General features: G+C 52.9%; 17 protein-coding genes, 1 tRNA gene and 1 other RNA gene. 6 read left to right on the forward strand and 13 right to left on the reverse strand.

All coding sequences use genetic code 11. The features are described 5' to 3' along the window. Position 1 precedes the first annotated feature (1 nt). The 9 genes from EL29_RS08940 to otsB form a co-directional block, all read right to left on the reverse strand. Complete coding sequence (locus EL29_RS08940) at positions 2 to 1,564, reverse strand: methyl-accepting chemotaxis protein (RefSeq protein ID WP_014605658.1); 1,563 nt, start codon at positions 1,562 to 1,564, stop codon at positions 2 to 4. Positions 1,565 to 1,833: 269 nt separating this feature from the next. Next, positions 1,834 to 2,331, reverse strand: coding sequence for a chemotaxis protein CheW (gene cheW, locus EL29_RS08945; protein ID WP_013026106.1), 498 nt, complete (start codon positions 2,329 to 2,331; stop codon positions 1,834 to 1,836). A gap of 23 nt (positions 2,332 to 2,354) precedes the next feature. Next, positions 2,355 to 4,349, reverse strand: a complete 1,995-nt coding sequence (cheA, locus tag EL29_RS08950) for a chemotaxis protein CheA (RefSeq protein WP_014593908.1) — start codon at positions 4,347 to 4,349, stop codon at positions 2,355 to 2,357. A gap of 11 nt (positions 4,350 to 4,360) precedes the next feature. Then, complete coding sequence (gene motB, locus EL29_RS08955) at positions 4,361 to 5,635, reverse strand: flagellar motor protein MotB (RefSeq protein WP_013026108.1); 1,275 nt, start codon at positions 5,633 to 5,635, stop codon at positions 4,361 to 4,363. Next, a complete protein-coding gene (motA, locus tag EL29_RS08960) occupies positions 5,632 to 6,519 on the reverse strand; it encodes a flagellar motor stator protein MotA (protein ID WP_006120238.1) in 888 nt (295 codons plus the stop codon). The genes motB and motA overlap by 4 nt, the downstream gene beginning before the upstream one ends. Before the next feature lie 130 nt (positions 6,520 to 6,649). After that, complete coding sequence (gene flhC / locus EL29_RS08965) at positions 6,650 to 7,228, reverse strand: flagellar transcriptional regulator FlhC (protein WP_013026109.1); 579 nt, start codon at positions 7,226 to 7,228, stop codon at positions 6,650 to 6,652. After that, positions 7,228 to 7,578 carry a flagellar transcriptional regulator FlhD gene (flhD, locus tag EL29_RS08970; RefSeq protein ID WP_006120236.1) on the reverse strand — a complete coding sequence of 117 codons (351 nt, stop codon included), beginning with the start codon at positions 7,576 to 7,578 and terminating at the stop codon, positions 7,228 to 7,230. Before flhD ends, flhC begins: the two co-directional genes overlap by 1 nt. 992 nt (positions 7,579 to 8,570) lie before the next feature. Further along, positions 8,571 to 10,007: an alpha,alpha-trehalose-phosphate synthase gene (gene otsA / locus EL29_RS08975; RefSeq protein ID WP_013026111.1), complete on the reverse strand. Its 1,437-nt coding sequence runs from the start codon at positions 10,005 to 10,007 to the stop codon at positions 8,571 to 8,573. Then, positions 10,004 to 10,792, reverse strand: coding sequence for a trehalose-phosphatase (gene otsB, locus EL29_RS08980; RefSeq protein ID WP_013026112.1), 789 nt, complete (start codon positions 10,790 to 10,792; stop codon positions 10,004 to 10,006). Before otsB ends, otsA begins: the two co-directional genes overlap by 4 nt. An 885-nt stretch (positions 10,793 to 11,677) precedes the next feature. Here otsB and pmrA point away from each other — a divergent pair. The 5 genes from pmrA to EL29_RS09005 all read left to right on the forward strand — a co-directional run bounded on the left by pmrA (position 11,678) and on the right by EL29_RS09005 (position 14,793). Further along, positions 11,678 to 12,364 carry a two-component system response regulator PmrA gene (gene pmrA / locus EL29_RS08985; protein ID WP_014593911.1) on the forward strand — a complete coding sequence of 229 codons (687 nt, stop codon included), beginning with the start codon at positions 11,678 to 11,680 and terminating at the stop codon, positions 12,362 to 12,364. Beyond that, positions 12,361 to 13,428 (forward strand): two-component system sensor histidine kinase PmrB, encoded by a 1,068-nt coding sequence (pmrB, locus tag EL29_RS08990; protein ID WP_028715240.1) that lies wholly within the window; start codon positions 12,361 to 12,363, stop codon positions 13,426 to 13,428. The genes pmrA and pmrB overlap by 4 nt, the downstream gene beginning before the upstream one ends. Positions 13,429 to 13,790: 362 nt before the next feature. Then, entirely contained in the window at positions 13,791 to 14,330 is a 540-nt protein-coding gene (gene msrA / locus EL29_RS08995) for a peptide-methionine (S)-S-oxide reductase MsrA (protein WP_024472094.1), read from the forward strand. A 207-nt stretch (positions 14,331 to 14,537) separates the two neighbouring features. Then, positions 14,538 to 14,625: transfer RNA gene (locus EL29_RS09000), tRNA-Ser, on the forward strand. A 43-nt stretch (positions 14,626 to 14,668) separates the two neighbouring features. Next, a non-coding RNA gene (locus tag EL29_RS09005) (RtT sRNA) lies at positions 14,669 to 14,793 on the forward strand. A gap of 93 nt (positions 14,794 to 14,886) precedes the next feature. Here EL29_RS09005 and EL29_RS09010 read toward each other — a convergent pair. From EL29_RS09010 to EL29_RS09025, 4 genes are all read right to left on the reverse strand, one after another. Continuing rightward, positions 14,887 to 15,240 carry a helix-turn-helix domain-containing protein gene (locus EL29_RS09010; RefSeq protein ID WP_014605595.1) on the reverse strand — a complete coding sequence of 118 codons (354 nt, stop codon included), beginning with the start codon at positions 15,238 to 15,240 and terminating at the stop codon, positions 14,887 to 14,889. Then, positions 15,230 to 15,622, reverse strand: a complete 393-nt coding sequence (locus EL29_RS09015; RefSeq protein ID WP_022623268.1) for a type II toxin-antitoxin system RelE/ParE family toxin — start codon at positions 15,620 to 15,622, stop codon at positions 15,230 to 15,232. Before EL29_RS09015 ends, EL29_RS09010 begins: the two co-directional genes overlap by 11 nt. Before the next feature lie 323 nt (positions 15,623 to 15,945). Beyond that, complete coding sequence (locus tag EL29_RS09020; protein WP_015700094.1) at positions 15,946 to 16,893, reverse strand: sulfonate ABC transporter substrate-binding protein; 948 nt, start codon at positions 16,891 to 16,893, stop codon at positions 15,946 to 15,948. A 94-nt stretch (positions 16,894 to 16,987) separates the two neighbouring features. After that, a complete protein-coding gene (locus EL29_RS09025; protein WP_028715241.1) occupies positions 16,988 to 18,874 on the reverse strand; it encodes an aliphatic sulfonate ABC transporter substrate-binding protein in 1,887 nt (628 codons plus the stop codon). Positions 18,875 to 19,152: 278 nt separating this feature from the next. Between EL29_RS09025 and ssuD the strand changes: the two genes are divergently transcribed. Continuing rightward, entirely contained in the window at positions 19,153 to 20,325 is a 1,173-nt protein-coding gene (gene ssuD, locus EL29_RS09030) for an FMNH2-dependent alkanesulfonate monooxygenase (protein WP_013026120.1), read from the forward strand. Positions 20,326 to 20,327: the final 2 nt, after the last annotated feature.

A 20,327-nucleotide genomic window follows, 5' to 3' on the forward strand; every position in this document is an offset into this window, starting at 1 on the left:
CTTAAACGCGCGAGATTTTAAAGACAGATACGGCCTGGGACAGGGCGCTGGCCTGTTGCTCCAGCGCGGCGGCCGCGGCGGCTGACTCTTCGACCAGAGAGGCGTTCTGCTGTGTCACACGATCCATTTCTGTTACGGCCTGGCCCACCTGATCGATGCCGCGACTTTGCTCGTCAGATGCAGAAGCGATTTCGCCCATGATATCGGTCACGCGTGTTACCGCGCCCACGATGTTATTCATAGTGCTGCCCGCGCTTTCAACCTGAAGCGAGCCGCTGTTAACGCGCGCCACTGAATCTTCGATTAACCCTTTGATCTCTTTTGCTGCCTGAGCACTGCGCTGTGCCAGACTGCGGACTTCACCCGCCACCACGGCAAAGCCACGGCCCTGCTCACCGGCACGCGCCGCTTCTACGGCAGCGTTAAGCGCCAGAATATTGGTCTGGAAAGCAATGCCGTCGATAACGCTGATAATGTCTGCGATTTTCTTCGAACTGCCGGCAATTTCCTGCATGGTGGTCACCACGCCATCCACCACTTTACCGCCCTGCAGCGCGGTTTCGGATGCGGTTTGTGCCAGTTGAGAAGCCTGACGTGCGTTATCTGCGTTCTGTTTTACCGTCGCCGTTAACTGCTCCATGCTGGCTGCCGTTTGTTCAAGCGAAGCTGCCTGCTCTTCCGTACGCGCAGACAGATCGTTATTCCCGGCCGCGATTTCACTGGCGCCGGTGAAAATGGCATCACACCCGCTGCGAACCTCACCCACGGTCGATACCAACGAATGCTGCATCTCGTGGATACCGGCGGCCAGTTGGCTCATCTCATTGCGGCCTTCCACCAGAATGGGTTGCGTCAGGTCGCCAGAAGCAATGGTGCGAATATCCACCAGCAGACGTTGAAGCGGTTGAATCAAGAGCTGACGCAGTCCAAACCAGCAGCCCAGAATAACCACAATCACCAGCACGCCCACCATGCCGAGCATCCACATCATCTGCGTGAAGGCCTGTTGATTCTGCTCTGCGCCGTGTGCGGACAGTTCGCTTTGCTTCAGGCGCCATGCGGAATAGGTGGCCTGCATCGCCTGCTGCTTCTGTTCAATATTTTGTTTAAACATGCCTTCCAGATCTTTCGCTTTCAGGCTGGCGATCATGCCGCGCAGACCGGTCAGATAGGCCTTAAAATCGTTTTGCAGTCGATCGCGCATTTCCGTATCTGCGCCCGGCGTTTCCGGAATCGCGTTAAATTCTGCCAGATACTGCTCACCTTTATTCGCCTCGTTAACGGCTTTCTCTGTCAGGCTGTCCAGCTGGCCGCCGTTCATTTGAGACGCCAGGCTGGTTTGCAGGCGCAACATTGCGCGGTTGAGGGTGGTACGAGACTGGTTCAGCGCCATATAGGCATCGGTCATCGCCGCAACGTTCCGGGTGGAAATTTGTGACAGCGCAAAGGCCTCTTTATCATTATTCAGCGCTGACCAGAACAGGCTGCCTGACAGCAGCTGCATGGCACCGAAAAGCATCAGTACCGCGATAAGACTGGTCACGACTTTTATTCGTTTTAACATCTTTTTCCCCGAGCATAATAAGTAAAGTGCAGGGGCTGTATCGGCGGGAAAGAGAGAGGGTTTAGTCAGCTTCAGCAAAAAAGTGGCAATTAGGGCTTTTGTAATTATTGATATCAACTGAGGGTGTTTTTTAGTGGCTCAGGTCACAGACAACAGGGGGAAAAATGAGAGGTGAAAGCGATGTATGGGTTAAGCGGATCACACTGATTCAGGCTGCACACAAGACACAGAACCTCACGGGCCAGCCTGGGCTGACCCGTGAAGAAGGCTTATGCCGTACGCAGGTTGTCGACCAGCGCCATCTCTTCGCTGCTCAGCAGCTTCTCGATGTCAACCAGAATCAACATGCGGTCGCCGAGCGCCCCCAGACCGGTGAGGTACTCGGTGGACATTGTCACGGCAAACTCAGGTGAAGGACGGATCTGTTCCTGCGTCAACGACAGCACGTCAGACACGCCATCAACCACGATACCGACGACGCGGTTTTCCAGATTAAGAACGATTACGACCGTATTCTCATTGTACTCAACGTCTGCCTGTGCAAATTTCACACGCAAATCGATGATAGGCACAATCACGCCACGCAGGTTCGTTACGCCGCGAATAAAATCCGGCGTGTTGGCAATGCGGGTTACCTGATCGTAACCACGAATTTCCTGAACCTTAAGAATATCGATGCCGTACTCTTCATCACCCAGCGTGAACACCAGGAACTCCTGGCCCACGGTTTCGCCAGCAATTTTTGTCACGGTTGCCATTCCACTCATGTTATTTACCCTTTCGTTATCAATCAGGCGGCAGCGCCGGCCACACGTTTTTCACGGTTAAGTGACTGCAACGCCGAAACGTCAACAATCAGCGCCACGCTGCCATCGCCGAGGATGGTGGCGGCTGAAATCCCTGGTACTTTGCGATAGTTGCTTTCCAGGTTTTTAACAACAACCTGATGCTGACCAATTAACTGGTCTACCAACAGGGCGTAGCGTTTGCCCGCGCTTTGCAAAATGACCACGATGCCCTGTGTCGCTTCTGTTTTGGCATCTTTCACATCAAAGACGTTCCACAGTTCAACCAGCGGCAGATATTCGCCACGGACTTCCAGAACACATTCGCCACCCGCCAGCGGTTTCAACTCTTCTGCGCGAGGCTGCAATGATTCCATCACCGCATTCAGCGGCAGAATAAAGACTTCATCCGCGACGCGTACAGACATGCCATCAAGGATGGCCAGCGTCAGCGGCAGCAGGATACGGATTGTGGTGCCTTTGCCCTGTTTAGAGGCAATTTCGACATGACCACCCATTTCCTGGATATTCCGTTTCACAACGTCCATGCCCACGCCGCGGCCGGACACATCCGTGACCTGTTCTGCGGTGGAGAAGCCTGGCGCGAAAATCAACATGCCGACTTCTTCGTCGCTCATGTTTTCATGAACCGGTAGACCGGATGACAGTGCTTTAGCAAGAATACGCTCACGGTTGAGGCCCGCACCGTCATCGGAGACTTCGATACAGATGTTGCCGCCCTGATGTTCTGCGGACAGCGTCAGGTTGCCCGTCGCGACTTTTCCTGCGGCAATACGCTTATCAGGCGATTCAATGCCGTGGTCCAGGCTGTTACGCACCAGGTGCGTTAACGGATCGATAATGCGTTCAATCAGGCTCTTATCCAGTTCGGTCGAGCTGCCGAGTAAGGTCAGTTCGACTTCTTTGCCCAGTTTACTGGCCAGATCGCGAACCAGACGCGGGAAGCGGCTGAATACGTATTCCATCGGCATCATACGAATCGACATCACCGACTCTTGCAGGTCACGCGCATTACGCTCCAGCTGGCCCATGCTGTTCAGCAACTCGCCGTGCGCCACCGGATCCAGTTCGCCAGAGCGCTGTGCCAGCATTGACTGCGTGATTACCAGCTCACCCACCAGGTTAATCAGCTGATCGACCTTCTCAACGGCAACACGGATGCTGCTGGATTCGCTGGTCTTCGCCGGTGCGGCAACGCGCTTGCTTTCGCGTTTGGCTGCGGCAACGGGCAATTCGGTAACGGTCGCGGTCTGTACTTCGGCCACCTCAGGCTCAGCGGCGCGCGCTGTCTCGGCTGGGGCTGCGTCGCCCTCCTCCGGGAAGCGAATCTGGGATTCATCAATCACAAAACAGAGCACGGCGACGATATCGTCTTTGCCAACGCCCGTAATGTGGCACTCAAGCGAGTTGCTGCCTTTCTTGACATCGCTGATTGTGCCGAGGTTACCCAGCTCTTCCAGCATCAAATCAATGTCTTTTTCTTTCAGATCGACCAGTTGCAGATGAACGCCATCGGCGCCTGCTTGCGCGGACTCTGCCTGACTGACCGGTGCATCAAGGGCAACCACCACCGGCGCTTCAACCGGCAGACCTTTAGCCTCTAACGCCAGCTGGCGTAATGCTTCACAGATATACTTGAAGCTTTCCGCGTTAGGCTCTTGCGCGGTTTTATAAGCATCGAGCTGTTCCTGCATAATATCTTTAGTTTCCAAAAACAGATTGATGATGTCGGTGCTGAGCTGCATTTCGCCGCGACGAGCACCATCCAGAATGTTTTCCAGGATATGGGTTGTTTCCTGTAAAACCGTAAAACCAAAGGTTCCTGCCCCGCCTTTAATGGAGTGGGCGGCGCGGAAGATGGCGTTAAGCTGTTCAGAGTCAGGTTCCTGGGGATCGAGTCCCAACAGGTGTTGCTCCATATCCGCTAACAGCTCATCGGCTTCATCAAAAAACGTCTGGTAAAAATCGCTGATGTCCATGCTCACGGGAATCACCTCTGCTGTGAGGGGGCTGCTGTAGTGACCGCACCAGCCGACGAAGCTGACGGCGCGGAGGTTGTTTTAACCGCACCAGCCGATGACGCTGGCGGTGCAGAGGTTACTGTTATCACCGTACCCGTCGATAAGGCTGACGGCGCGGGAGATACGGTTGTTACCGCACCAGTCGAAGACGCTGGTTGTGCGGACGTTGCTGTTTTCACCGCACCCGCTGAAGACGCGGGCTGCGTGGAAGTGCCTGTTTTCACTGTGCCGTTCGCCGGGGCGGACGGCGAAGACGCTGTCGTTTTCATCGCACCGCCTGCCGAGGCGGACGGTGCTGAGGTTGCGGTTTTCACTGCACCCGCTTTATCTGCTGCTGTACCGATGGAGGCTGAAGGTTCGGTAACTTTCTCAAACGCAGCCGGATCGCTAACCTGCACGGCATCACTTTCAGCATTCTCTTTCTCAATGGCGGCTTCGGTATCGTGGTTCAACACCAGCAAACTAATACGGCGGTTCACGGCATCATCCCCCCCGCGGTTTTTCAGTTTCATCGTGTCAGCCATGCCGACAATACGAAGAATCTTTCCACCATCCAGCCCGCCAATCACCAGTTCCCGACGTGACGCATTGGCGCGGTCAGCAGAGAGCTCCCAGTTGCTGTAGCCTTTATCACCACCGGCGTACTGAATATCATCCGTATGCCCCGCGATACTGATTCGGTTTGGAATGTCGTTCAGAACCGGGGCAATCGCGCGCAAAATGTCGCGCATATAAGGTTCAACTTCTGCGCTGCCGGTTTTAAACATTGGGCGATTCTGACTGTCGATAATCTGAATACGCAGCCCCTCTTCCACCATGTTGATGATCAAATGCGGACGCAGTGCTTTCAGGCGCGGGTCGGCTTCAATCAGCTGGTCGAGCTTTTCACGTAACCGGTTGAGGCGAATCTCATCCAGCTTGCGTTTCTGCGCATCCATATCCACAACCTTCTTAACTTCACCCTCTTTCTTCGTTGGGTCGTCACCGCCACCCGGGATAGGGCTGCTGCTGTCGCTGCTGCGTTGTCCACCCGTCAGCGCCACTTTTAAGGGCGTCTGAAAATATTCCGCTATCTGAATCAACTGCTGTGGGCTGGCGATCGACAGCAGCCACATCACCATAAAAAATGCCATCATCGCCGTCATGAAGTCGGCATAAGCGATTTTCCATGAACCATGCCCTCCTTCATGTTTCTTATGTTTGCGCTTTCTAATCAGCACAATTGGGCGATTGCCATGTTTCATGAGGTCTGATCCGAAGTCTGTTTAGCCGGGTTCTTCGCGTTGCGTACGTGCTCTTCCAGTTCACTGAACGAAGGACGCTCGGCGGAGTAAAGCGTTTTACGGCCAAACTCGACGGCGATTTGTGGCGCATAGCCGTTCAGGCTTGAAAGCAGCGTCACTTTTACGCACTGCATCATCTTGGTTGTTTCTGCACATTTCTGACGTAACACTGACGCCAGCGGCGAAATAAAACCGTATGCCAGTAAAATCCCGAGGAAGGTTCCCACCATTGCATGGGCAACCAGCGCACCTAACTCTGCGGCTGGGCGGTCGGCTGACGCCAGGGCATGCACTACGCCCATCACCGCGGCGACGATACCGAAAGCCGGCAGGCCATCGCCCACTGCTGCGATACTTTGCGCAGGAACTTCACACTCGTGTTCGTAGGTTTCAATCTCTTCATCCATCAATGCTTCGATTTCGAAGGCATTCATGTTGCCACTGACCATAAGGCGTAAATAGTCAGTGATGAAATCTACTAACTGTTTATCGGCTAAGATGCGGGGATAATTAGCAAAAATTTCGCTCTGAGCGGGATCTTCAATATCGCGCTCCAGTGACAACATGCCTTGCTGGCGTGATTTCGCCATCAGGCGATACAGCAGCGCCATCAAATCCATATAGACCGCTTTGTTGTATTTCGAGCCACGAAACAGGAGCGGCAGGGCCTTCAGGGTCTTCTTGATCGATTTACCGTTGTTGCCCACCAGAAACGCACCGACGCCCGCCCCGGCGATCATCAGCAGTTCTGCAGGCTGGTAAAGCGCGCCAAGATGGCCGCCCACTAAAGCGTATCCGCCCAACACGGAACCTAATACAACGATGTAACCTAAAATTATCAGCACAAAAAATCCTTACGTCCGTAACGTGTTGGTCGACGTTAAGCCAGAAACCCAGGTGATGTTCACCACGTGGAGGCAAAAAAAAAGCAGCGGGATTAACCGCTGCTGGATGACTTCCACATTGCGAACAAATTTAAACGGCGTGTTTAACCTGTTCATCCAGCAGTTGTGGAAAGATATCGGCAGTATCTGCAGAAAGTTTACGTCTTTTTACGGCACGTGATGGTGGCTGGCACAGGCTGCAGACAAAGCTGCCAACAGGCTGATGTGCATGATTAATAAAGCTGCCGTTGCAGCTTTTACAATCCGATAATTCCAGCATACCGCTTTCGACGAATCGCACCAGGGTCCAGGCGCGTGTCAGCGCCAACAGCGGGCCCTCGTCCGATTGCGGGCACTGCTCAAGATAGAGGCGGTAGGCTTTGATTACCGCATCAATACCTTTGCTCAAACCGGTTTTCAGTAAGAAAGTCCAGGCGTTACAGAACATGGAAGCATGAATATTTTGTTCCCACGTCATGAACCAGTCAGTAGAGAAAGGCAACATGCCTTTAGGTGGTGGACTACCACGCAACTCTTTATACAGTTTAATCAGGCGACCGCGGCTCAGCTGCGTTTCGCTTTCAAGCATTTGTAACCGCGCACCCAGGGTAATCAGCTCCATGGCGAGCTGAATATCGCGCGCTTCCTGAACAATACTTTTTTCACCCATTATACCGCCCTCTTTTTAGTAGGCGCGGCGTCTTTAGACGCGCTGCGTAATAAACGGCTGGATAACAAAATCCCGGTGTGGATCTGTTGCAAATCATCCACGCGAGATTCCTGCGTCAGGCGATTAATAACGGTGCTATCGGTAAAACGAAACTGACACACAAGTTGATTGGTCTCAGCTAATTTTACCATTTCAGGTAAGGTTAATTCTGACAACGCATCTGCCATCTTTTCATCGATCCCGAGGCGAAACATTGCCGAAGCTTTTTCCTGGTTAATTAATCGCTGCGCGAGCAGTAAATATGACAAGTTGATATCGTAAATATGTTTTAGTAATTCAGATGTACCCATTTTTCCATCCTGAGAGACGCGACGTAACTTACCGCAGATAACATCTCTGCGTATCGAGCTGCTGGTTGGTAAATCTAAAGATGGCAAAAATAATTAAACATAAAAGGCAAATGGTTCTGAGTGCTGCTTCTTTTTACGACCCTGTGTTTTGGGTCAGAAGTCAATTTTTTCAGTCCACCTTATTCTTAAGTCTTCAACCTTCTTCCGTGAGGCCTTCATACATTTTTTAAGACTAATCCGAAAACAAGGCAAATCTATATCGTCTGATCCTCACATACAACGACAGTTCAGTGAAATTTTGGATAAAGTGTGACACAGGTCACACTTTTGAGCCTTTTTTCTTCAGAAATACTTTATGATCACATTTTGACTGTGTGTTTTTTGAGCGAAATTACGTTTTTTTTGTATGGATTTGTCCTAACCAGGACTTAATTAGCAACAAAACGGCCGCAAAAGCCAAATCAGACCGTTGAGGTCAGGTTTATGTTCACGAATGCAATTTGTACCCTATTTAGAACCATTCAAAACCATAAAAGCAGTGGAATGTGCTGCCAGCAGAAACAATTATTTGTTTTTAAATTAGTCAGTTAGCGTTTTACTGCAGAGTAAGGGGCAACAGCCATGTCCGGCAGGCGATGGGGATTAGGCGCGTTCTGGCAATCCGTTGTAAAGGGTGACAGCAAGGTGTTTAGAGGGTGATCGTCGATGTAACAAGGAGTTACATTAATAACGTAAATGAATTGCAGGCAAGATAGTTTTATGCACTAAGAGTATCGGCCCGGATCTTCAAAACTTTAGCTTAACCAGGTAAAAATAGTGTTTTGACATTTTAATGGGTCATTTTGACAGCAAAAGTGCCGGAATAGTGTCCTGCCGCGGTACGGGACCGCCTTTGAGTTAAGGGTAACTGATTAAAACATAAGGAGCGTTTGCAGACGGCAAGCGAGGGTCAAATACGACAAACAGCAAGCCATCCCTGGCTTGCTGCGGCATCAGGCGAGTTTTGGAAATGTGGCCACTTTATTCGCCATTCCATGATCGGCGCTACGTGGCGCAATCTTTTCGAGATCGCGTAGGAAGCTTTCGCGCCATGCGGTGATGTCGTTCTTACGCAGAACCGCCATCATATCGTTATAGCGAGAAATTCTTTCCGTGCGCGGCATAGTAATGGCTTTGTCCAGCGCAGCGGCCACCTCATCCCGGTCATAGGGATTCACGATCAATGCCGAGGTCAGCTCATTCGCCGCACCGGCAAAGCGGGACAGTACCAGTACGCCCGGGTCATCCGGGTCCTGTGCCGCAACATACTCTTTCGCAACCAGGTTCATCCCATCACGTAACGGCGTCACCAGCCCCACGTCGGTAAGACGGAAGATTTTCATCAACAGACGACGGTCAAAGTGCTGGTTAAGGTAGTACAGCGGCGTCCAGCCCAGCGTCCCATATTTACCGTTAATGCGCCCTGCTTCGGTTTCAAGCTGATGACGAATATCCTGGTAAGCCTGCACATCACCGCGTGACGTGGGCGCAATCTGAGAATAGCGAATTTTGCCGTGATGCTGAGGGAAGTTTTCCAGCAGCGCCTCGTAAGCCAGGAAACGTTCTGGTAACCCCTTGGAGTAGTCCAGACGCTCACAGGCGATGATGTTGCGGGCATCGCCCAGCTCTTTTTTCATCGCGGCCATCTTCGGTGGCAACGGCCCTTCAGCCATCTCTTTAATGCTGTCGGGTTCAATCCCTATCGGGTAGACCTCTGTCATAAAGGTATTGCCATAGGCGCGGTGTTTCTTGTCACCCTTATTCTGCAACTGGGTCAACTGGCTGACACTGTCGAGGAAAGCCACACGATCTGATTCTGTCTGGAAGCCCAGCAGATCGTATTCGCACAGCATCTCCAGCAGTTCCTTATGAGGAGGCAGCGCGTTGAAAATTTCCGGCGTAGGGAAAGGAATATGCAGGAAGAAGCCGATACGGTTGTTAATGCCAGCCCGACGCAATGCAGCGGCAAAAGGTAAAAAGTGGTAATCGTGGATCCACAGAATGTCATCCGGCTTAATCAGCGGCTTTAATCGCTGCGCGACCGCATCATTGACCTCACAGTAGCCTTCCCAGGCTTCGCGCTGGAACTGAACTAAGTCTAACCGGTAGTGAAAGGCGGGCCAGATAACGGTGTTTGAAAACTGGCAGTAGTAAAGATCGTATTCGTTCTGGCTCAGAGGGAAAGAGGCATATTCAATACCGTCATGTTCCATTACCGATACCGGATTTTCTTCTTCACCTGAAAACTCACTGATCTCACCGTTCCAGCCAAACCAGAGTCCGCCCGTGCTCTTCAGCGCGTCCAGAATGCCGACGGCCAGGCCGCCAGCACCGGTTTTGTTCCCATTTGGCATGGCGATACGGTTAGATACAACCACTAAACGACTCATAACCTACACTCCTTACCAATGTTGTCTTGCTCTAATTGTAATCGTGTTGTTTCAAGCCAGGCATAGACATCCGTAACGTCATGTAAACGATAATGCGCCTGACTGGGGCCTTCCCCCACTTTTATAGAGATTCCCTGCAGGGCATTCACCGCAGCGAATCCTTTTTCATCGGTCAGGTCATCCCCGATAAACACCGGGATACGGCCTGAGAATGGGGCTTCCTGCATAAATTTATGGACGGCTGCGCCTTTATCAATCCCGGTGGGTTTGATTTCTACAACGCATTTGCCGGGTTGCAGCGCAAGGCCGTTAAAACGCGCCACCGCAGCCTGAGCCAGTTGCATGACATCCTGTTCGTGCTGCGGCGCGCGACGGTAATGAAGCGCGAAAGCCATGCCTTTGGCTTCTAACTGCGTACCCGGCCACTGCTCCATCGCCTCCTCAAGCAGGCGTTTGAGCGGACGTTCAACATCATCTGGCAAAGTCACCCGATGCAGTTCGCCTGTCGCATCACGCCGTTCAGCACCATGCACGCCTGCTGCCGGTGCCCGCATAGGCGCCGCCAGCGCATCCAGTTGTTCGACAGGTCGGCCAGAAACCAGCGCCACTGCGCCATGGCATAACGATGAGAGCCGTTGCAGTTCTGCGACGACATTTTCTGGAATGAATACAGCATCGGGCTGGGACTGAATCGCTGCCAGCGTGCCATCGACATCAAAAAAGAAGGCATACAGACCGCCGCTCAATGACGGAAATGAGGCATCACTATCTGCCATCTGGGTCACGTGTCTTCTCCTGTAAATAGGTTCATCATCAGGACATCACAGCAGAGGACGTTTCAGCAAGAGGTTGGCTCAAGGCCATGTGAAGTAAGGATACTGCGTGGTAAAACCCTGCAATTCAACAACCCTTTTTCAAAAAACAAATGTGTTTTGATGCTGATAAATCCGCTGGCTGCTATTGTCGCCCCATAAAGTGTAGTCGCTAAATTTCGTTCTGCCAGGAATGTGCATTTCCTGTGCCAGCCGTCTCGCTTTCCAATGCCCTGGACTGGCCCGGACCGATCCCTGAGCGCATACCGTCTTTTTATCAAGCGCTCAACAGTGAAATAAAAGTGTAATAAATGGCCCTGTTTAAGGTTTTCTTAATCTTTAATCAGCAGACTGTTTAAAATTATTGTCAACTCATTCGCGCGTACACGGATGGGCGGTATTTTGTTGGTTTCATGAACGCTTTTTAATCGGTGATAATAGTAATTAATGACTTTCCATCCGTCCTGGATTAATAATTCCTTTCCGTATGAAATCATTTTTTGGGCGTCGCTTTCCCATATTACTGATTACGTCCTTTTGGCAATGCGGCATTTTATGTTTTGCTATATCGCGACAGCTTTATTGCCCTGGCAAGGTTTTCGTCATACGGCGTTGCCATTCGTCTGAATGTGGCATTGCGTCAGGCAGTCTCTCAGCGTTATCGCGGCATTCGGTAAAGGTTACGCGTCGTTTGCCATCGATTAATAGGGTGAGATTCCCTGACGCAATAGGCGTTTACGTTGCTTTCGGTCACAATAGCCGGGGCGCTTGTCCTGTTCACCCCCGCGATGGGGACTCAAACACGCTTTATCTGCCTTTCTCACTGCCAGCGCCGATTCGTAAAGGGTTTCAGAACTTATGAAAATATTGATTGTTGAAGACGATGCCCTGCTACTTCAGGGGCTGGTACTGGCGCTGGAAGGTGCAGGCTACGTGTGCGATGGTGTTTCAACGGTCCGTTCTGCCGAAGCCCACCTTGCCAGCGGACTTTACAGCCTGGTGCTGCTGGATATCGGCCTGCCGGACGAAGACGGCCTGCATTTACTGCAACGCCTGCGTCGTCAAAAGCAGATGCAGCCCGTTTTAATCCTGACCGCACGCGATACCATTGAAGAGCGCATAGCCGGACTCGATGCCGGCGCTGATGACTATTTGATTAAGCCTTTTGCGCTGGATGAGTTGCTGGCACGGATTCGCGCGCTGATCAGGCGTCACGTCAACCAGGGCGATTCCCGCCTCGAAGTGGGTAATCTGTCACTGGATATGACCCACCGCCAGATTCATCTGGATGACGTGCTGCTCGACCTGACGCCCAAAGAGTTTTCCATTCTGTCCCGGTTGATGTTGAAAGCAGGCCATCCGGTTCACCGTGAGTTGCTGTATCAGGACATCTACAACTTTGATAATGAGCCCTCCACCAATACGCTGGAAGTCCATATTCATAACCTGCGCGACAAGGTGGGCAAAGCCACGATCCGAACGGTTCGCGGTTTTGGCTATGCCTTATCTCAGCCGCGCGCAGAAAACGAGTCATCACCCGAATGAATCCCTACCGTTCTGGCAATACCATGCGTTTCCGGCTGATGCTCACGATTGGCATGATCATGCTGTTTTTTCAGTTGATCAGCGTGGCCTGGCTCTGGCATGAGAGTAAAGAGCAGGTGCAGTTTTTGGTGGAAGCCAACCTGCTTAACCGCAACATGGATAAGCACGTGGATAAAGAGGTCCGTGAAGCCATCCTGAGCCTGGCGCTGCCCAGCCTGGTCATGATTAGCCTGACGCTACTGCTGTGCTATCAGGCGGTAAGATGGATCACTCGCCCGCTTTATCAACTGCAGCATGAGCTGGAAAGCCGGAGTGAGGTGAACCTCGAGCCGATTATCTTTGAAGGCTCCGTTCAGGAGATTGATGCCGTCACGCAGTCCATTAACCGACTTGTTGCGCGGTTGACCGCCAGTCTTGAACGCGAACGCCTCTTTACTGCCGATGTTGCTCATGAACTGCGTACGCCGCTCGCTGCGCTGCGTTTACATCTTGAACTGTTACAGCGCAACCAGGCCGTCGATACACAACCGTTATTACAGCGGCTTGATCAGATGTCTGGCAATGTCTCTCAACTGTTGCAACTCACGCGTGCAGGTCAGCAGTTCACCTCTGGCAGTTATCAGAATGTTGAGATAGTAGAGGAAGTCATCCTGCCGATGGAGGCTGAGTTGAGTGCAATGCTGGAGACGCGCGAGCAGACTCTGACCCTGGAGGTCGAGGACATGTTCCGGGTGAAGGGCGATGCCATCTTGCTGAGAATGCTACTGCGTAACCTGGTAGAGAATGCTCATCGCTACAGTCCATCGGGCGGAAACATTACGGTGCGCATTGAGGCAACAGCCGGGCTGTCGCTCATCATTGAGGATGAAGGGAACGGCATTGATGAAAGTATGCGCGGTGAACTCAGTAAAGCCTTTGTACGCATGGATACCGGCTACGGCGGCATTGGCCTGGGGTTGAGCATTGTCAGCCGGATTGTCCAGCTCCATGGCGGACAATTCCTGCTGGAAAATCGCCCAGATCGTTCAGGCTGCCGCGCCAGGGTAAACTTTGCTACTGCGTGATTTAGCCGTTGAACCAGCAGACCAGAAACGCAATCACTGTGCCGACGGCAATAAGCACGGCAAGATATTCGCTGAGGCTGCGAGACGGAACAGAACTGACGGATACGGTGGGGGTTTTCATCGATCTCTCCAGTGATGTTTTATGCAGTATCGCTTCCTTATATTAAGGAAACATTAACCTGCCGCGCCTTCAGGCTGCCCGCCAGGCGCGGGCGATCGATCCCTGCTACGCTAAATCATTCGTCTCACACCATGCCATCACCCCGCTAAAACCTGGCAACGGCCTGAAATGCCTTGTGTGACGTTGAAAACGATCGATCTCATCCCCACCTCTTTCCTTCAGACCAGACAGGAGTAATTTTATGGCTATCCAATATGCAGTGATCGCAGGCGGCTGTTTCTGGTGTACAGAAGCGGTCTTTAAAGATGTGATCGGCGTTGAGTCAGTGGAAAGTGGTTATACCGGCGGTGCGCGCCCTAATCCCACCTACGAGCAGGTGTGCAGCGGCGCAACCGGTCATGCCGAAGCCATTCGTATTGGTTTTGATGCTGAAAAGATCAGCTATGGCGATTTGCTGGACATCAGCTTTGCGACCCACGATCCGACCCAGCTCAATCGTCAGGGCAATGACATCGGTACACAGTATCGTTCCGCGATTTTTGTTGAGACGCCGGAGCAGGAAGCCGAAGCCAAAGCGGCCATCGCGCGTGCCCAACAGGATCATGCTGAGCCTGTTGTGACCACCATTGAACCGTTAAAAGCCTGGTATCCCGCTGAAGGTTATCATCAGGATTACTGGGAAGGCGCCGGTCAGCGCAACGGTTACTGCATGGCGGTGATTCCCCCCAAACTGCAAAAGCTGCGCAAGAGTTTTGCCAACCGCGTAAAAAGCGCGCCGTAAGCTCAGGCAACCCAGCGAATCTCCCCCTTCTGTTACGCTGTGCAATATCGCGTTTTTGGCGCCAAAAAACCGCGATTTGCGCAGCCTTAACGCGATTCGTTCAGAGCTTAAGCGAATAGAAAAAAAGAGAAAAATAGTGCTTGACCGTTTCAGGCCGACTCCCTATAGTAGCGCCCCGTTGACCCAGCGCGGTCAGCAACAATTTGCGGTGAGGTGTCCGAGTGGCTGAAGGAGCACGCCTGGAAAGTGTGTATACGGCAACGTATCGGGGGTTCGAATCCCCCTCTCACCGCCACATTCAAAGAAGAGTCCAGACTAACCTCTGGACTTTTTTTTTTGCATATTCTGCGCCGAGGGGGATGAGAAGCCCCGACCGGGGTTCGACAAAACGGCCCGCCGTTTTGCATGGCCGTCAGGCCACCCGAAGGGCGAGCGCAGCGAGTGAATCCCCCTCTCACCGCCACATTCAAAGAAGAGTCCAGACTAACCTCTGGACTTTTTTTTTTTGCATATTCTCCGCCGAGGGGGATGAGAAGCCCCGACCGGGGTTCGGCGTCTAGATACCTTGATGCTTAGAGGTAAAGAGTTCAGGGCCGTTATCGCGAAGGAGTTGCAGCATCCGCATCACCGGTGGGCTCGGTGTGATTTCACCTCGCTCCCATTTCGATACGCTATCGACCGTCATGCCAAATGAGAGCGCCACAAGCGATTGCGACATTCCCCAACGCATGCGCACGTCTTTGATTTCAGTTGCTGTCATGGGCTTTACTGATGCAATACGGGCACGGAGTTCACGATTTTTTGCGCGCTTTGCTATGGACTCCACTTCTTCATCTGTTGCCAGTCCTAACGCGTGAAACGCTTTCGCATCTTCAAGTAGTTCACTCAATTCGGCGGGTTCAGTTTTCATTACATTTAACCTCTCTGACCATTCCGCTTCTGACGAGCAGGCTCATCACTTCACTATTTGCACGGAAAAACATTCTTGCCACATCCCTGTAGGTATCCAGCTGATCTTCATCGATTTCCCTGGCATATTTCCTCGACAAGTTTTTAACCCATCCATCGTAATAAACCAGGTTGGTGCCTTGTCTGAAGAAGATGACCGTTCGCACGCCGCCACGCTTGCCTTGGTGAAGAGCAAGACGCTTTTTAATAACGCCACCGCCTAAGTCAGCCTCAAACACGCCAGTAATAACGTCACCTGCTGCGTAACACAGGACGCTGTCTGTCAGACGCGTTTTTTTAAACACTCTGTCAAAACGTTTATGAACATAAAGCGTAAAACCCATGAAAAGTCCCTTTTCGTTATGGCGAGAATTATAGTAATGATTACTACACTTCACAAGCCAAAGGCCCCTGGTCTTACGTCCAAATGGGTCTGAAGCTATTTGTAAAAAGCAAGAAATCCAATCGGTGCGCATCGCCATTACCGCTGGCCATGAATAACACCCGCCCACACTATCAGCGATTCAGATTACCCACTCACCTGTTCACGCCTTGCGTACGCGAAGTGCGAGCCGCTCCCCAAAAAATTACGCGCTACGAAATGTATTCCCTACCAATACAAAAGGCCTACCGGTCTACCCGGCAGGCCCTTTAACACATTCACCTGTTACTTTTTATCCAGCGACCATGTCGCGCTGCGGACATCGACCTTCACCGGCAATAAACCAATTTGTGTAAATTTATCTGCCAGTGCCTGCTGCTCTTTGAAAACATCCGGCGTCATCCGCTCGGCCCCTAAGGGCATTCTTGCCAGCGCGCGCTGCCAGATAGGTTCGGGCAGGCCAGTCGAGCCAGACAGAATTTTAGCGGCTTCGCCCTGGTTTTTATTCGCCCAGCTGCTCAGCTTTTGCAGCTCTGAAAGAACCTCTTTGGCCTCGTCTGGATGACCTTCCGCAAATTTGCGGCTGGCCAGATAAAAGGTGTAGTGCGGTACCAGCCCCTCGGCATTTTTAAGCAGCCGCGCGCCGGCGGTGGTTTCTACTTCCGCCAGGTAAGGGTCCCAGATGACCCATGCATCTACAGCGCCTCGCTGGAAAGCCGCTCGCGCATCAGCAGGAGGAAGATAAACCGGCGTGATATCCTTGTATTTTAGCCCCGCCTGCTCAAGGGCTGATACCAGAAGATAATTCACATCCGATCCCTTGTTCAGGGCGACGCGCTTGCCTTTTAAATCCTTGACACTTTTTATCGTCGAATCCGCAGGCACCACTATGGCTTCGGTTTGTGGATTTGCCGGTGAATGGCCCAGATAAACCAGGTCAGCCTGCGCGGCTTGCGCAAAAGTTGGCGGCGCATCGCCCGTTGCGGCCAGATCGATGCTGCCTATGTTGAGCCCTTCCAGCATTTGCGGTCCCGCCGGAAATTCCACCCAGTGCACGGCAATCCCCTGCTTTTTGAATTCACTGTCGAGCGTGCCCCGGTATTTCAGTAAGGCAAAAATGTTGGCTTTCTGAAAACCGATATTCACTACCCTGGGTTTCTCTTCTGCGTGTGCCGTCACGATGCTGCTAATGTGCGCGACCGCAAGCAGTGCGCTGAATATGATTTTTTTCATGTCTCTTTCCTGAGTGGTGTTGTCGTCAGCGCAACATAGCAAATCAGGCCTCAACGCCTTAATGCATAAAACTTCTATCTTTAGTCATAAAACGTCATTGCGACCACACCGCGTCACGTACGTTAATCGCGCGGGGAAAGAGGCCCAGCGCGTAGAAACGATCCGCGATTCTTTGCTGCTCACGAATGATCGCCAGATTCATTGGTTGCGTCTGGTGGCTCCGCCGGGCCAGCGCCAGGCGCAGCGCGCGATCAGACATCCCCAGCTCCCCGGCCAGCAGCCCGGCGGCCTCTTTAGGATGGGCATCAATGTAGCGCCCCGTCTGCTCCAGCGCGGTTACCAGTATTTCTAAAAGGTCTGGAGACTGGTTCGCGAAGTGGCGATCGGCAAGGTAGAACTGATGGTTATTCACCCGTCCTACGCCGTCGGCAATGACCCGGAGCTGTTCCCCTTTTTCTGCCTCGCTCAGCAGAGGATCCCACATCATCCATGCATCAACGGCATTCAGATCGCTGGGCGTGAGCGGGTATTTAGGCGGCGCGTACACAATCCGCACGTCCTCTGGCGTCATCCCCGCCTCATCAAGGATTTGCAGCAGCAGAAAATGCACGTTGGAACCTTTATTTACGGCAATACGTTTGCCTCTTAAGTCTGCCATCTGGTTTATCTGACTGTGCTTAGCCACCAGCAGCGCCACGCTCTGTGGCGCGGGCGGCTCCCAGGCGACGTACACCAGAGAACAGTGACTGGCCTGGGCAAATAAAGGCGGCACTTCGCCGGTGGTGCCAAAATCAATTTCCCGATGGCTCAGCGCGTGCAGCAGCTGAGGCCCGGCGGGAAATTCGCTCCACAGGATGCTGACGTTTTGCCCGGCCAGCTGCTGTTCAAGCTGCTGGCGCGCTTTGAGGATGCCAAGGTTGCCAAACTTTTGATAACCAATGCGCAACTCGCGCTCCTGCGCGCCCGTTGTTGACGCGGTGCGAAGGGTTGAAGTCAGGCTGCGACGCGGCTTGATGATGCCGTAATGGCCAAGATGCGTACGCAGGCTGTTACGGCTAATCCCCAGCAACGCCGCGGCCTGTAACTGGTTGCCCTGGCTTAGTTCATAGGCATTTCTCACCAGTGCCTCAATGACGCGGGGATAAAGTGGCGTGTCACTGCACTGGATCTGCTGGCGAATAAAATCATCAAGCGCATCCTGCTTTTGTACCCGCCCCGTGCCCGTCACCGTGCCCAGCCGCAGCTGTTGTGGTTCTACCTGCGGTGTTTCACTGAGCAGCACCGCGTTGTGTAATGTATTTTCCAGTTCCCGTATATTCCCTGGCCAGGAATGGGCCTTGAGCGTTTCCATTGCCTCGTCGCTTAGGCGCAGCTGCGGTCGCCCCAGTCGGCGCGCATAGCTTTGCAGAAAATAGTTAGCCAGAACCGGGATATCCTCACACCGCTGGCGCAGCGGCGGCAAGGCAACGCTGGCGACGTTTAGCCGGTAGTAGAGATCCTCGCGAAACCGCCGCTCGGCTATCGCAGTCGTCAGATCGCGGTTCGTCGCGGCAATTACCCGGACGTCAACCTTTACTGCGCGAGAAGATCCCACGCGGGTAATTTCCCTTTCCTGCAGTACGCGAAGCAGTTTGACCTGAAGGGGCAGGCTCAGCTCGCCGATTTCATCCAGCAGTAACGTCCCGCCCTGCGCGGCCTCAAACCAGCCACGATGACGGTCGGTCGCGCCGGTAAATGCCCCCTTCTCATGACCAAAGAGTTCTGATTCTGCCAGGCTCTCCGTTAGCGCACCGCAGTTCACTGCCATAAAGGGCGCATGGCGGCGCGGGCTGTGATGATGCAGATAGCGCGCCATCACCTCTTTGCCAGTGCCGGTTTCACCAATGATTAATACGGTCGCGTCCGTGGGCGCCAGCTGATCCAGAATATGCCTGAACGCCAGGGAAGCAGGGTCAATTAAATCGGGGCCAGCGTGTTGCATAGCGCGTTCCTGCTGAGTGAGTGAGAGAGCGCTAAAGATATCCCTTGTTGCGGCCAGAAACGAGCCGCTGCCCAGCGTGATTTGCTGCAAATACAGCAGTATCCTTCACATATTGCTGCATTTGCAGCAGCCGCCGCCGCCGCAATAAAAACCTATCTTATTGATATTAATAAATAAAAAACACTTAACCTGTTGGCACGTATCCTGCTTAGAGCTATATAACTGAAAATGAATTTTCTAATTGCCAATTTCAAATATCGTTATAAAGGAATCTGCTAATGCCTGATACCGCTGAAAAAAACATCAATCTTTTTTGGTTCTTACCGACACATGGTGACGGGCGTTATTTGGGAACCACCCAGGGCGGCAGAGCGGTAGACCTGCCCTATCTGCAACAGGTAGCCCTTGCCGCCGATAATCTGGGTTTCTATGGCGTTTTAATTCCCACTGGAAAAAGCTGCGAAGATGCCTGGCTGGTAGCCTCTGCGCTGGTGCCGATTACTAAACAGCTTCGCTATCTGGTAGCCGTCCGGCCGGGATTGCAGCCACCCAGCCTGGCGGCGCGCATGGCGGCTACGCTGGATCGTCTGTCTGAAGGACGTTTGCTGATCAATGTGGTGACCGGCGGCGATCCGGTTGAAAACAAGGGCGACGGCATTTTTCTCAGCCACGCTGAACGTTATCAGGTCACCCGTGAGTTTCTTGATGTCTATTCCCGCCTGCTTAAAGGAGAGAAAGTGGACTATCACGGGGAACATATTCACGTGGAAGGGGCTGAGATCCTCTTTCCACCGGTACAGGCCGAAGGTCCACCGCTTTATTTCGGTGGCTCATCCGATGAAGCGGTTGACGTTGCAGCCCGTCAGGTTGATACCTATCTGACCTGGGGCGAACCCTTAGCGCAGGTTGCCGCTAAACTTGAAGGGGTGCGGAAGCGCGCAGAGGAACGCGGCAGGACGCTTTCCTACGGTATTCGTCTGCACGTCATCGTGCGGGAAACCGAGGAAGAAGCCTGGGCCGCGGCGGATAAGCTGATCGCACATCTGGATGAAGACACCATCGCCGCCGCCCAGAAAATCTTTGCCAGAATGGATTCGACCGGACAGGCTCGCATGAGCGCACTCCACGGTGGCTCGCGTGATGGACTGCGCATCGGTCCCAACTTATGGGCTGGCGTCGGTCTGGTACGCGGCGGCGCGGGTACCGCGTTGGTGGGAAATCCGCAGCAGGTCGCGGAACGGATTCGGGAATACCAGGCGCTGGGCATTGATAACTTTATTCTGTCCGGTTATCCGCATCTCGAAGAAGCACACCGGGTTGCCGATTTGCTGATGCCGCTGTTGCCGCTTTCAACCCCTGCGGGAAATAAACAGCGCACGGTTAATACCGGTCCTTTTGGCGAAACCATCGGAGGCGACCGTCGTCCCGAAAAACAGGCCAGTGCAAGCTAATC

The sequence above is a fragment of the Pantoea ananatis LMG 2665 genome (assembly GCF_000710035.2).
Lineage (GTDB): Bacteria > Pseudomonadota > Gammaproteobacteria > Enterobacterales > Enterobacteriaceae > Pantoea > Pantoea ananatis.